The organism is Sporosarcina sp. FA9 (genome assembly GCF_051550205.1).
Classification (GTDB): Bacteria; Bacillota; Bacilli; order Bacillales_A; family Planococcaceae; genus Sporosarcina.
Genome location: NZ_CP188819.1, coordinates 879,562 through 893,104, shown reverse-complemented (window position 1 = coordinate 893,104; position 13,543 = coordinate 879,562). Strand labels below are relative to the sequence as shown.

The window sequence follows — 13,543 nt, the reverse complement described above, 5'->3', positions numbered from 1 at the left end:
TCCACTAGTAGACGCATTATAAACGGGTTATGCTAAGAAGTTAATTCCGAGTGGTAGTTTGAATCCTAAGAACATAGTAATCACTAAGAAAACTGCGAATAGAATCCAAAACATTGAAGTTGGTTTTCCTTTTGACGAACGTACTAGAACCATTTCCATCATACCAATTGTTAAAATACCGGCTACAAACTTAATTCCATAAAGCATACTATCCGCTGTCATATGTTTCATAAATATGATCAAACCAGATACGATAATCAGAACGTAAAAGAGTCTGAGAATCATATGTGTGATTTTTCTACCTTTAGATCCTTTCGCCATACCGGCAGCTACTAAGAATAAAATGATACCGACAACCCAAGTAAAAATATGAAGATGTGTTCCGTTTGCTAAAGCATCCATTAAATTCACCTCGTCCAATTATAATTTCAATATAACCTTATCACAATATGGAAATTAATGCCGCAAAATATACTTAGTTGAAACGATTGGAAAGGGTTCCAATGCCTTCAATTGATATTTTAACAGTATCGCCTTTTTTAATAAATCCTGGTGGAGTCATTCCTTTACCTACCCCAGCTGGAGTACCCGTTAAAATGACATCACCAGGTTCTAGAGTTACAAAACGAGAGATTTCCGAGATCAATTCATCAATTTTGAAAATCATATTTTTGGTATTTCCATTTTGGCGCACTTGCTCATTCACTTTCGTTACAAGTGATAAATTTTGTGGATTTGGTATTTCGTCTTTTGTAACGATATATGGACCCATTGGGCAGGAACCGTCTAAGCTTTTTCCAAGGAAGAACTGACCATGAGCGGCCTGAATGTCACGGGCTGTTACATCATTCGCGATTGTATAGCCAAAAATGTAGTCGTAAGCAAGTTGTTTAGGAATATTGCGCCCTTCTCTACTTATAACTACAGCTAGTTCAGCTTCGTAATCGAGTTCAGACGTAATACAATCGTGAATTGGAAGTTCTTGCTCATCCGCAGCAATTGATGTTGGTGATTTTGTGAAAATCATCAACTTTTCAGGAGGTGCTCCGCCGCCCATTTCTGCTGCATGATCCGCATAGTTTTTGCCTACACAAAGAATATTTTTCGGTGTTCTCGGAATCGGTGAAAGCCATTCTATATCTGTAAAACGAAGTTTGAAACGGTTCGGGTCTTTATCCTTTTCGGCTTGCTCTAAAAGTCTTCTTATTCGTTCAACAAAGTCGAAATCTGCTGAAATCCCTTCAATAATAGACTTTGGAAAGGTACTATCGCCAAACTCTTCGGCTATTAATAATACGTTCCATACTGCCTCTTCACGCTTAACCTTCGAACCGAAAAGTGCTTTACCATCATAATGGAACGATAACAATTTCATTTGTAAACCCATCCCCTCAAGTTAAGTACCTAATCTATCTATTACGACAAATCTATCGTATTTTCCTCTTTATTCTCCAAAGTTCTTTGTTCCTTTTCTCCAGAGCCACTCAAGTGGTCCCTGCTGGAATTTTGATAGCCATAGTTCGGCAAAAATGACTTGAAGTGCAAAAACACCGACTGCAATCCATGTTCCCGTAGCGAGATCTACTTTTCCATATAAACCGAAACCATACGCGTAAAAGATAGTTGTGGCAACGATAGACTGAGTGATATAGGTAGTTAGTGACATCCGTCCCACTTTTGCAATCGGCCTGAATACTGCTCTAAAAACCGGTATTGTGCAAAGAAGCATTATAATCCCAACATAACCTGTTGCAAGAATAATACCGCCGTACATATCTTGTAATAGGACTACATCCGTTGTTGGTTTCCCAATATACGGTAACGACTTAATCCAAATTCCCAGTACAAGTGTAGCAATCGTCACGACCGCAATACGACCCTTCAATTCCTTAGCACGTTCGACAACTTTCCATTTGGACAATGCAACGCCTATCATAATGATTGGCAATACGATAAAGATTCCCATGAACGTGCTCGTAAGCCCGTAAAGGAGCCATTCGAACAAACGAAACATAAAGATTTCACTATATGTCCCCATTGCATAAGCACTTACCGAGAGTTCGATTTGTTGAATATTAGCATAACCGTCCATATTCGGCAGGAACTTTGTTACCAAATAAAGTAAAGTTGTTGGTACAATATACAATACCGCCGCAATCGGAACAAGCCATTTGGCAGGAACCCTTACCAGTCCTATGATGATAAATCCCATTACAGCATAGGTAAACAGGACATCCCCATACCAAATAAATAGAGCATGTAAGAGACCAAAAACGAGGAGAATCCCCATCCGTTTCGAAGCGACTGAAGCAAACGGGGAACGATTCGCAATTGCTTTTTCATATTGCATATTTAGTCCATATCCGAAAAGCATAGCGAATATAGGATAAAAACTGGCCTCTACAAAAATATCAATCCATTTATACGTCTGAATTTCACCAGGTGCCGTAAACCAAGTGAATGCATCGTAGTACAAATATGGCGAATGAAAATGAAGCATATTTGCTATAAAAATCCCTAGAAGAGCAAACCCACGCATAATATCGAGGGTTTCTACCCGTTTTTCAATTGTAACTGGTGATAATTTCAAACTTCTTCCCCCCGGACTTGCACTGTTTTATCGCCTTCAAAAAGGTACAGTACCATCTCTTTAATTTTAATTTTTGCGATCGACTCAATCGCGTTTCTATATAAGTTCAGTTGAATTCCATAGCGGTTTTGCAGTTCCTCTTCGATTCCAGCATCCGACCCAAAACGATTGCCCAATCGGTCTGTCTTATAATCGAGAAGCACCCAACCATCGTCCTCTTTGAATAAACAGTCCGCAATCCCTTGTAAAATCTGATAATCCCCATCCCCGCTGTCATGTGCATACGTAAACGGAAGCTCCCGCGATACTTCTACAGCATTTTTCAGTCGTTCTGCAATCTCAGTTGTAAAAAAACGTGCGACAGACTGAGAATCGATGGCTTTTGCTTCTTCCGTAGTCAACAGTTGTCTATCCGTTAACTGCACAACGAGTTCATTTACTGTTTCTACAGATTGAACGGCTTGAAAATCAATATGCTGCATAATGGTATGCATCGCTGTTCCAACTTCGGCTGGTGAGAGTTTACGTCTTTGCATGAATTCCGGACGATCATGAAGATACGCCGTACTGACTTCGTCGCCGTTTTCTATAAATGGATCTTCGTCAATCGATTGTTCCAAAATAGCAAGACGCTTTAATTCACTGACCGTTTGTTTGGATCGTTTTGTAACGGAATTTGAATGATCATACGTCCAATCAAAACGCCGTTTCACTTCTTCAAAAGCGATTTCATCAAGCTCAGGTATAGCAATTTCTTCCGCCACTTCTTCCACTTCCGGCATCACATCATAGACCCCTGAAAATGGAATCGCATCGATTACCCAATTCGATGGACTATCGATAAATTGTCCACCCGGTAGGACTCCAAACTTTCCAAAAGCTGTATGTCTTGCAACCGCGGGACCAATCCAATCCAAATAGCCGTTCGCTCGCGATCTTGTATATTCCGGAAGCATGAGCATTGGATCTATAAGCTGTGCATCTTGCCACTTCCCAATTTCCCGTTCAATCTCTTTCACAGAAGCAATCATAGAAAGATGTTCTTTTGCCCGCGTCATTGCTACGTATAATATCCGCATTTCTTCGGCACGCATTTCAAGTTCTTTTTTCTCTTTCATCGCCAAAAACGGCAACGACGTATACGTAATTCGGTTATCCGGATCAATTGCTTTTACCGCAAGTCCAAAATGTTGATCAAACAAATAAGGTTCATTGAAATCCATCTTATTGAACTTTCTTCCCATACCCGCTAGAAAAACATACGGAAACTCCAGTCCTTTGGATGAATGAATCGTCATCAATCTTACAACATCTTCCTTTTCAGTAAGCGAACGTGCCTCTCCGAGATCATCGCCCCGTTTCCTCATTCGGTCTACAAAACGGAGGAATCGAAACAAGCCACGAAACGATGTTTTTTCATAATCAATTGCACGGTCATGCAGGGCACGCAAATTGGCTTGCTTTTGTTTTCCATTTTGCATCGCACCGACCATTTCGTAATAATGCGTATCCGTATACACTTGCCAAATAAGTTCAGACAAAGAACCTCGTCTCGCTAAATTCCGCCATTCTTCAAATTGGAGCTCAAACTTTTGTAACTTCATTTGCGTATCCGGCGATACACCCGCCCCACCAGTTGCTATAAATCTCTTTAAGGCCTCATAAAACGGTTCGTTCTTCACCGTCAATCGAATTTGTGCAAGTTCGTTTTCCGTCATACCAATAAACGGCGACCGTAGAACGGACACTAGTGGGATGTCTTGGTACGGGTTATCAACCACTCGCAGTGTATTCAACATGATCATCACTTCAAGAGCATCAAAGTATCCCCGGGACAGTTCAGCATACAAAGGAATTCCCGCTAGCTTGAAATGTTCCACAATTTCCCCAGACCAAGTCATCGAACGCATCAGAATCACAATGTCACGATATTCCATAGGGCGCCGCTTATCCGTGAAAGCGTCCGTTACTTCTGCACCCGAATCCATCAGTTCTTTAATTTTTTTAATCATAAACCGCGCTTCAGCTTGGGAACTTTTCAAACTTTGCTCGGGTAAATCCTGTTCGTCCAAGTCTTCTTCATCATCTTCATAAAGGATTGTTAAATTTGTCGGCACCGTTTCTGCAGAATACTGAGCACCATATTTCAAAGCCGCAGCATCGTCGTATTCAATTTCTCCGACACGCGTCCCCATCACTTGTGAAAAAATGAAATTCGTTGCGTCAAGCACTTCACGTCGACTTCTAAAATTGGCATTTAGGTCGATTTTCAGTCCACCTGGATCGTCCAGTCCTTGGAAACGATTGTATTTCCCTAAGAAAAGCATCGGTTCGGCAAGTCTGAAACGATAGATGGACTGCTTTACATCGCCCACCATAAACAAATTGCCATCGCCTTCCCCACCGCGTTTCACAAGACGGACAATCGTCTCTTGCAATCGATTGGTATCCTGATATTCATCCACCAAAACTTCTTCAAATCGATTTCGATAATCTACAGCAACATCCGATGGAAACAGTTCCCCATCTTCTTCTTTTGATAAAATACGTAGTGCATAATGCTCCAAATCTGAGAAGTCCACAATTCCACGGTCAATTTTCACTTTTTCATACCGTGCACCAAAGTCAATGACCAAGTCAATCAGCGTATGCATTGCAGGTGCCATGAGCTTTATTTCATCTAATAAACGGGCGGGTGTCCTTGTAAAATAAGACTCTTTTATCGCAGTGACGACCTTTTTCACATCATCACGAATCGCTTTTGCCCTTTTTGCAAGATCCTTGTCGCATGTATCTTTTTTAATCGTGCCTGCGCGCACCCATTTTATTGTTCCAAAAAATTCATACGTTTCTTCCCACGAACCCGTCGTAATTCGGCGAATCGCTTCATCAATCCATACCATATCCATCTCTGCAGTAGCAGCAAGCGGTTCGGGACCATTCGGCATATGCGCGATACGTCGTAAATCTCCCGTCAAAGCCGCCGCCTCTTCAAGTGAATGTCGAATGGCTGTTTTCAGTGGTCGGATAAAATCCAGGTCATCAATCGATTTTATCCCGTCTATTTCATACTGCTCAGGTATCAATCGCAGCCATTTTTCAGGGGATGGATGGACGCGCGAGTAATCGTATAAACGGTCAATCAGTCGCTCAATTAATGAATCATCTCGGTCCGATGAAAAACTGTCCGCGAGACGATATATTGCTTCGGGATTTTCCGCGCTATACGCTTCTTCAAGAACATCACCAATCGCGTCATCCCTAAGAAGTGCCGCCTCCGTGCTGTCCGCAATTCTAAAACCGGGATCGATATCCAGCAAATACGCATATTGCCTCACAACATTTTGACAAAAAGAATGCAATGTCGAAATCTGTGCTTTGTTCAATAAATTCAGTTGCCTGCGTAAATGAACAGAATCCGGATTATTTTCAATCGCTTCTTCCAAAGCCTCCGACATTCGATGCCTCATTTCAGCTGCGGATGCATTCGTAAACGTCACAACAAGCAATTGATCGACATCGATTGGATTTTCCTCATCAATAACTTTTTCAATCATCCTTGTGATCAAGACTTTTGTTTTTCCCGAACCTGCAGCAGCAGAAACAAGAATGTCTTTACCAGATGCCCAAATCGCTGTCCACTGTGCGTCTGTAAAAGTAAGTCCTTCAGGTTTCTTCGGTATATTCATCTCCTGCCACCTCCTTACGCATTTTTCCGAGCGATTCATCTTGTCCAAGCTCTTCATACGCCCGGTAATCTTGTGTAGGATCGCTCGGATCGAACTGACAAACCGATCGATATGAACAAAATTGACACGGCATACGTTCTTTTAATTTATATGGAAAAACACGTGCATCCCCTGCGAGCATTGCGTTTCCAGCCTTTTGGTGCTTCGTTCTCACGTATGACCGCATCATTTGCATATCATCTGTTGTAAGGACTTTTGATGCTTTTGTAAATGTCCCGTCTTTTTTAAATCCAGCCGGAATAATGGCAGACGTTTGCCCAATGCTATCGTCCATACCTTCGATTACGTTTGGACTGTCCAATAAATAACCACGCATTTTAAAGGACTTCGCAATTTCTAACTCCAAGTGTTCAGTGGACAATTCCGTTCCCGGTCGAATCATTGGATTATGGATGTGCATATACAAAACACCCGCCGGATCCGCATGATCACCAAGCAACTTATCGGAGTTCTCCAGTGCAACGTCTAAATACGTCATCATTTGAAGCGACAATCCGTAATATACTTCCGTCAAGTCAAGGCTTCGTGCAGATGATTTATAATCAATAACACGGACATAACTCTTCCCAGCAATTTCCGATGCATCAATGCGGTCAATACGACCACGCATTTGCATCGTATCCCCCCGACGAAGTGGAATTTTTAGAGACGGATATTCATCTCCTGGTCCAAATGCCGCTTCTATCGCAATCGGTTTAAAAACCGTCGATTTCGCTTGTGTATTCAATGAATAAATGGTTCGTTGAATGATGTGCATTAATTTACGCTGAATATAAATATAACGGTTCGTTGAAAGAAGGATGCGGTTAAAGAAATACGGTGAAATGTCTTCGACCGCATCTTTCGCCAACTTCCAACACTCTTCCTTCGTAAGTTCCGCCCATGATTTATCAAGACGCATCGTCTCATCGGACACCCATTTCAGTGCCGCATGAAACAAATCACCAATTGCCGGCGCCTCTAAAGTGTATTCCGAGCGCTCACGTAACCCAAGCCCGAAAGAAGCATAATGTTGAAACGGACAACTGTAATAGGACTCGATTCTTGATACACTTGAAACAAAAGACTCCCCGTAAAGACCCGTCGTCATCTCCGGACTTAAGCGTTCGGTTTTACTGCCGCTGTCCATCGCCCGTTTAATGCCTTTTGTCACAGTGGACCAATACGCATCCTTCTCGTAATAAGCCATTACCGCCTGCCATTTCGGCGATAATTCACCTGACATTTTCACTTCTCTTAATTTCAAAGCAGCAAAAGGCAATGCAGCTCGAGGATGACTTATGTAATCAAATCCATCCTCATCCAACAATTCAGAGGGGTCTGTCACTGCATAAATCGTTTCCGTATTCAATAGCAACTGCTGAATTCGAGCAATATACATCGACGGAATCAATGTTTTCCCTTCTTCATCCGCTATGGGATATGAAATATACAACTGTTCCCTGGGTGCTGTAAATGCTCGGTAAGCCATAAAGGTTTCGTCCATCAATTTCATTTTCGACGTCGGAGCAAGTTCAAATCCAATTGTGCTGAACCATTCCCTGTCGACATCTGATAAAATTCCTTCATTATCAATTCTTTGCGGCAAAACGCCATCGCTTACACCGAGGACAAACACCACGTCAATATTCATTAAACTTGATATTTCAATCGTCGAAACGGTCACTTGATCGAGTGATGGTGGAATCCGTGTAAACTCAAGCGAATCCAGTCCTTCATCTAAAATCCGAGTTGCTTCTACCGGATCCATTGCTTTTTCACCAAACATAAGGACGAACTGATCCAATACATTGATCCAGCCATTCCACGCTTGTTCATGTTCTGTTGCACCAAGAAGTCGACCCGCACGCTCTTCCTCCGCACGTAAATCAATGATTTTATCGTACACACGAAGCTCTTCCATGAATACAAACAAGGCTTCCGCCACGTCCATTCCATTTTTCGCTCGCTTCATCTTTTTCTCAAAGGCATTCAGCGGTTCACGAATTGAATCTCGAATCAGATGCAACTCTTCCTCCGCACGCAGCTCATCATCGGTTTGCACGTCTGAATACATTTCAAGCCCGCGGTACTTCTTCACTTTCCAGCGGCTGTCGTCAAACCAACGCGTGCTGTAAATCCCTTGTGCCAGAACATAGTTTTCAAGTCGGTCCGAACGATCCCGCCACATCCGCTTATCTTCTCCATGTGGAAAAAAGAGGTCCGTCTTTACGGCACGAAAAACGGCTTCGTATGACCAACCCGATGTGACCGCATCCAAAACGGAACGTGAAAACTCAATGAGCGGATGATGCAACATCGGCTTCTTCCGGCTAATAAAAACAGGTATATCGTAATGCGGAAAAATCGTTTCAATCAGTTCATCGTACTTTTCCGGCTGTCTATACAAAATCGAAAGATCCTTATACCGTTTTCCGGCCCTCATATGCTCGCGGATTTTACGAGCAACTGCATGAATTTCCGCCCGGCGATTCGTCGCCTCAATTAAAAGCACATTTCCGGTCGTCTCTCTGGATTGTGCAGGGTATCGATCAAACTCTTTTTCAATATGGATTAAATCATCATTATTAAAACGAACAGGTTCCGACAAATACACATCTTCTTCGATTTCAACCGATTCCGCCCGAGCGATTCCCCGTAAACGGAGCGATGTTCGAACCGGGTTGAAAAACAATTCATGATCCGCAAACCCGGTTAATGCACCTTCCATTGGCAGAACAACAGTCATTCGTTTTGCATATTTCATTAGTTCCGTTATGATTTCATATTCTCTTGTTGTGAAATTCTCAAAGCCATCGATGTATATGTCCGCTCCATTTAATAGGTCCGCATGTTTTATTTGCGAAGCGAGCAAGGCGAGATGACCTTCGCTGTCAACATATGTAGTGCCCAGTCGTTCTTCAATTTTTGTTAGCAGCAGTTCTAAATCACTTGCTTTATCTATCAGCGTCCGCGGTGCATTCGCTTCTATGAGTGCTGTTTGAAGTTCACTCATCGTTTGGAAATCCAAACAATAGCGGCTAAATTCTTTTAATAAATCACCAATTTGTTCCGTAAATCCACGCTTACTCGCGGCTTGTCGAAACAGCTTGAACTCGTCACGATTGTCTTCGAGAACACTTCGTACAAGCATCCGGTAACCGAATCCGTCAATCTCTTTTCGTGTTATGCCGCCGACTTCTTGCAGCACTCGCCAAGCAAGGCGTTTAAACGTCGAAACCTGTGCACGAATAATTCCATTCAATCCGAAATTGACAGACAAACTATGCTCCACAGAAAAGGACATCTGGTCGGGCACAATTACTAGTATCGGTGTCCCGAGTGACCGTTGTTTCAGTTCTGCCGCTATCTCCCGCTGAATGAAAGTCGTTTTACCAGATCCCGACCTCCCAGTAACGAATCGCAATGACATGTACAATCCCCCTATTCTTTCTAAACCACTCTACTAAAATCGATTCCTCTATCCTTCTATTGTACAGAATTATCGCCACTTTGTATCCGCCCACGCTACGAAAAGCAGAAGTTGATGAACCTCGCAACGTTCTCGAAACCCCACGACGTTTCCCCAACACCTCACAACACCGTGAAAAACCCTAAAGGGTCCAAGTGCTTTTCATTGCCATGATTTATTCAAACACCTTGATTTCCGTAATTTGCTATGAATCTGGCAAAATTAAAAAGAACCACCCTTTAAAAAAGATGGTTGCTCAGTAGGTTGCACGTTTTACTTTTTGTCGTGCTGAGTGGAGAAGGACTTGAAATCGGCTTCGACTTTCGCATTCATACGAAGTTCAATCCGTTTGCCTACTAACCATAGTAGAATAATTGCAATGACCACAATCGCAGTTCGAATTGGGTTTGTTAAAAGTGCCTTTAAATCGTACCCAATGAAACTAGCTGTGAAAATCATTACTAAATTCCCGGCCATTAGTGTTAGTAAATAATACTTTTTCTTCATATCCGACAATCCTGCAACTAAGTTTACGAGCGCTGAAGGTGTGAACGGAAAACAAAGGAGTAGAAACAAAGGCCCAAAACCATTCCGATCAACCCATTTAATTAATTTTTGAACACGTGGATTTTTCGTAATAAAACTGAAAAAGCGATTGTGTCCATATTTACGAATTAGTAAAAATACTGCATACGAACCTGCTGTCGTACCGACCCACGATAAAAGAAAGCCGTACCAAAGGCCAAATGCACCGGCATTCGCAAATACAAATACGAAAAGTGGTAGAAAAGGTAAAAAAGATTCAATAAAAGGAAGCAACACACCAATTAGTGGCCCAAACGCACGGTAACTCCGCGACAATTCTATTATTTTATCTACATCTAACCATTCATTCATCTAATAACACCCTCATTTATCTTGACTTGACAAGTATACCCAACTAACCTATCAATTATAGTTTACAAAATACCCTTTACTAACTATTCCCCCTATTATAAACCCATTAAACCATTATTATGTAGTATAATCACTAAAACAACACAAGAAAGATGTGACAATATGGCGAGCAAACAATTTTCATTAGGAATTAAAGCAGGAATGAGCATTGCGATTGGATACTTCCCTGTTGCTCTAACATTTGGCTTACTTGCTAAAACTGCAGGACTATCCATTTTTGAGACAACGGCTATGAGTATCTTCGTATATGCCGGAGCATCGCAGTATATGGCACTTAGTTTAATAGTACTCTCAGTTAATCCACTATTAATCGTCTTTAATACATTCGTTGTCAATATCCGTCATTTACTTATGACGGCATCTCTAAACGAAAAGATGCAACCCGATAAAAAATGGATTAAAGCAATTGTTGCGTTTGGTATAACAGATGAAAGTTTTTCAGTACTAGCCACAAGTGTAAAAGGAAAAATATCGTCAGCATTCGCTTTGGGTGTAAATTTAATAGCCTATGGAAGTTGGGTCCTTTTCACGGCAATCGGTCATATTATCGGAGCAAACTTACCCGGCTTTTTAAAAGCAGCGATGTCGATAGCACTTTATGCAATGTTCATTGGACTGCTTGTTCCATCCATGAAAGGCAACCGGAAAGTTGTCCTACTTGCTGCCCTTGCTGCAATCATTCACTTTGTTTTATTCATTACTGAAACTTTATCAACAGGGTGGGCACTTCTTGTTGCAACACTTGTATCCGCAATTCTTGTTGAAATCCTTTATACAAAACGTAGAAAATCAAGCGAGAAAATGTATTCTAAGAAGGAGGAAGTTTGATGGGACCTACATATTGGTGGATGCTTTTTGGAATGGCATTTGTAACGTACCTTCCTCGAATGATTCCCCTAACTTTTTTAGACGGAATAAAATTACCTCCGTTCATAACAGCAGTCTTAGGTAATATTCCGTATGCTGTTCTCGGGGCACTCATTTTCCCAGCGGTCTTATATGTTCAAGAAGGAAATATTTTATTCGGAGTAATTGGTGCTGCAGTCGCTTTCTTAATTGCCATTTTTGGCGGTGGTGTAATGTTCGTAGTCCTTGGAACAATCGGCGCACTCGCTTTATACAGTTTGGTAATGTAAAACGACTGGCTGAATGAAGAATTTAATGCAAAAAAAAGACCATCAAGGTCTTTTTTTTTGTGCAATTTATATTAAACTAACAAGACTCCTGCTGCTCGCTGATTTCCGTTCCGACTGGAACGGAAATCAACGGGTTACTTTAAAACTTGTAGAAGGAACACTCCCCCAAAACAAGTTTCCGCTTCATTCTTGTTCTGTTCGCGCTTTGTCGACCATTCTCTTTGCATACCAAAATCCAATCGTAAGCGAAAGTGCGTCTGCTACATATAGGATCCAGTTGTGCGTAAAGCCCGCATAAACCGAAGCTGCTATTAAAGCGACCGTCAATATCAAACCAACAATATGACTAAAAGTAACTCGCGTAAAAAATACGACAAGAAGGCCTGGCAGAAAAAGCGCTAAAAGTAATTTTGTTTCAAACGAATCCAATAAGACCAATCCTTCCAGTTCTATTCTTTAGCGAACGACCAGAAGTCCAAGTCGATGATGATCGTGTCTATAAATCACTTGTTGCATTAACCGCACTTCCCCGTCTCGTCCAATTACTTGCAAACGACAATGCGCAGCGTTTATTTGAATCGCGTCATACAATTCCTTCTCGTTACTCACTTGACGACCGTTCACCGACCGAATGCATTCACCTGCTTGTAGCCCCATTTTCTCACCTGGGGAATTGGGCAACACACCCGCAATGACAACTCCCGTTGAACTTGGAGCAACTGCATACGTTGGACTCCGTTCTGCTAATGACGCTCTCATTGATATTAGAGCCCGTAAGACAACTCCGATAAGTAACGCACTCCATCCTATAACAGGCAGCCACAAAGCCGCTAGGCCGACAATAAGAACACAAACACCTGCCGCAACAATTGACCGACCTATCTTCAGAAATAATACATCTGTGTAAGCCGATCGTGCAACTTGAGAAAACCCAATAATTACAGGAACAGGAACAAATGTAAACATAGATTCGCCTAGCGTAAACTGTGGCCAAAATGGTAGATAAGAAGAAATCATATCACCCGGAACGAGAAATACGATGGGCAATAACCATAATCGCTTTCCTTTAAACGCAGCCGCACTTAGCCCTCGTTTTGTTCTTGTTAGAAATGGCGAAGCATCTTTTATTGAATGACGACTAATTAAAAGTCCTTCGGCAATTAAAAGCAACCCTGCAATTACAGGAATTGTCACAGCAAGCTCCCCAAGAAGATCCACATTTCCAACGGACCAACCTAAATAAGAAAACCCGCTTGCATACTCCCCCAAGAAATAAAGTCCGAAAAACGCAATTGCCGTAAAGTAAATAGGTGATGCAATTTTATAGTAAAAAGTAAATAAGGAAATAAGAGCAACCGCACAAAATAAAACAAGCCATCCAGGATCAACAATTAAGCCAACGCCAGAAATTAGGACTGACAACACTAAACCATAAATCCATGACTCCGAAACAAGTCGTTTTAATTCTGTTAAACCAGGTAATAAGCGTACTTTAAAACTTCGACGCTCCCGTTTCACCCGGAAATAGCCAAGTACTACTGCTGACATTAGCGCGACTATTAACAGCGGGTTCAAAAAGAATAACGCAACCATTTGTAAACCATCCATTATTATATTCTCTGTCACGAACCGTCACCGTCCATTCTCCTACACGTACATT

10 protein-coding genes are annotated in these 13,543 nt (G+C 41.8%); 2 read left to right on the top strand and 8 right to left on the bottom strand.

Annotated elements, in window-relative coordinates; genetic code table 11:
• Nucleotides 1-27: 27 nt before the first annotated feature.
• The 6 genes from ACP8HH_RS04160 to ACP8HH_RS04135 form a co-directional block, all read right to left on the bottom strand.
• The gene (locus ACP8HH_RS04160; RefSeq protein ID WP_438316244.1) at nt 28-402 is read right to left on the bottom strand and encodes a YisL family protein; all 375 of its coding nucleotides are present in this window, start codon (nt 400-402) and stop codon (nt 28-30) included.
• A 73-nt stretch (nt 403-475) separates the two neighbouring features.
• A complete protein-coding gene (locus ACP8HH_RS04155; RefSeq protein WP_438316241.1) occupies nt 476-1,375 on the bottom strand; it encodes a fumarylacetoacetate hydrolase family protein in 900 nt (299 codons plus the stop codon).
• Nucleotides 1,376-1,444: 69 nt separating this feature from the next.
• Nucleotides 1,445-2,590: a DUF418 domain-containing protein gene (locus ACP8HH_RS04150; RefSeq protein WP_438316238.1), complete on the bottom strand. Its 1,146-nt coding sequence runs from the start codon at nt 2,588-2,590 to the stop codon at nt 1,445-1,447.
• Nucleotides 2,587-6,279: a helicase-exonuclease AddAB subunit AddA gene (addA, locus tag ACP8HH_RS04145; RefSeq protein ID WP_438316235.1), complete on the bottom strand. Its 3,693-nt coding sequence runs from the start codon at nt 6,277-6,279 to the stop codon at nt 2,587-2,589. The genes ACP8HH_RS04150 and addA overlap by 4 nt, the downstream gene beginning before the upstream one ends.
• Entirely contained in the window at nt 6,257-9,751 is a 3,495-nt protein-coding gene (gene addB, locus ACP8HH_RS04140; RefSeq protein ID WP_438316232.1) for a helicase-exonuclease AddAB subunit AddB, read from the bottom strand. The genes addA and addB overlap by 23 nt, the downstream gene beginning before the upstream one ends.
• A 312-nt stretch (nt 9,752-10,063) precedes the next feature.
• Entirely contained in the window at nt 10,064-10,687 is a 624-nt protein-coding gene (locus ACP8HH_RS04135) for a TVP38/TMEM64 family protein (protein WP_438316229.1), read from the bottom strand.
• A gap of 162 nt (nt 10,688-10,849) precedes the next feature.
• On the opposite strand from ACP8HH_RS04135, the gene ACP8HH_RS04130 reads away from it, so the two are divergent.
• Both ACP8HH_RS04130 and ACP8HH_RS04125 read left to right on the top strand, forming a co-directional pair.
• On the top strand, nt 10,850-11,575 hold the full coding sequence (locus ACP8HH_RS04130; protein WP_438316226.1) for an AzlC family ABC transporter permease: 726 nt from the start codon (nt 10,850-10,852) through the stop codon (nt 11,573-11,575).
• A complete protein-coding gene (locus ACP8HH_RS04125) occupies nt 11,575-11,883 on the top strand; it encodes an AzlD domain-containing protein (RefSeq protein WP_438316224.1) in 309 nt (102 codons plus the stop codon). The genes ACP8HH_RS04130 and ACP8HH_RS04125 overlap by 1 nt, the downstream gene beginning before the upstream one ends.
• Nucleotides 11,884-12,066: 183 nt before the next feature.
• Here the strand turns inward: ACP8HH_RS04125 and ACP8HH_RS04120 are convergent, their stop codons facing one another.
• Both ACP8HH_RS04120 and ACP8HH_RS04115 read right to left on the bottom strand, forming a co-directional pair.
• Nucleotides 12,067-12,312: a CsbA family protein gene (locus tag ACP8HH_RS04120; RefSeq protein ID WP_438316222.1), complete on the bottom strand. Its 246-nt coding sequence runs from the start codon at nt 12,310-12,312 to the stop codon at nt 12,067-12,069.
• Between the two features lie 27 nt (nt 12,313-12,339).
• Nucleotides 12,340-13,491, bottom strand: a complete 1,152-nt coding sequence (locus ACP8HH_RS04115; RefSeq protein WP_438316219.1) for a PDZ domain-containing protein — start codon at nt 13,489-13,491, stop codon at nt 12,340-12,342.
• Nucleotides 13,492-13,543 lie beyond the last annotated feature (52 nt).

Coding starts and splice junctions, on each gene's coding strand:
- ACP8HH_RS04160 (WP_438316244.1), bottom strand. CDS start 402: ATGGATGCTTTAGCAAACGGAACACATCTTCATATTTTTACTTGGGTT.
- ACP8HH_RS04155 (WP_438316241.1), bottom strand. CDS start 1,375: ATGAAATTGTTATCGTTCCATTATGATGGTAAAGCACTTTTCGGTTCG.
- addA (WP_438316235.1), bottom strand. CDS start 6,279: ATGAATATACCGAAGAAACCTGAAGGACTTACTTTTACAGACGCACAG.
- addB (WP_438316232.1), bottom strand. CDS start 9,751: ATGTCATTGCGATTCGTTACTGGGAGGTCGGGATCTGGTAAAACGACT.
- ACP8HH_RS04135 (WP_438316229.1), bottom strand. CDS start 10,687: ATGAATGAATGGTTAGATGTAGATAAAATAATAGAATTGTCGCGGAGT.
- ACP8HH_RS04130 (WP_438316226.1), top strand. CDS start 10,850: ATGGCGAGCAAACAATTTTCATTAGGAATTAAAGCAGGAATGAGCATT.
- ACP8HH_RS04125 (WP_438316224.1), top strand. CDS start 11,575: ATGGGACCTACATATTGGTGGATGCTTTTTGGAATGGCATTTGTAACG.
- ACP8HH_RS04115 (WP_438316219.1), bottom strand. CDS start 13,491: ATGGATGGTTTACAAATGGTTGCGTTATTCTTTTTGAACCCGCTGTTA.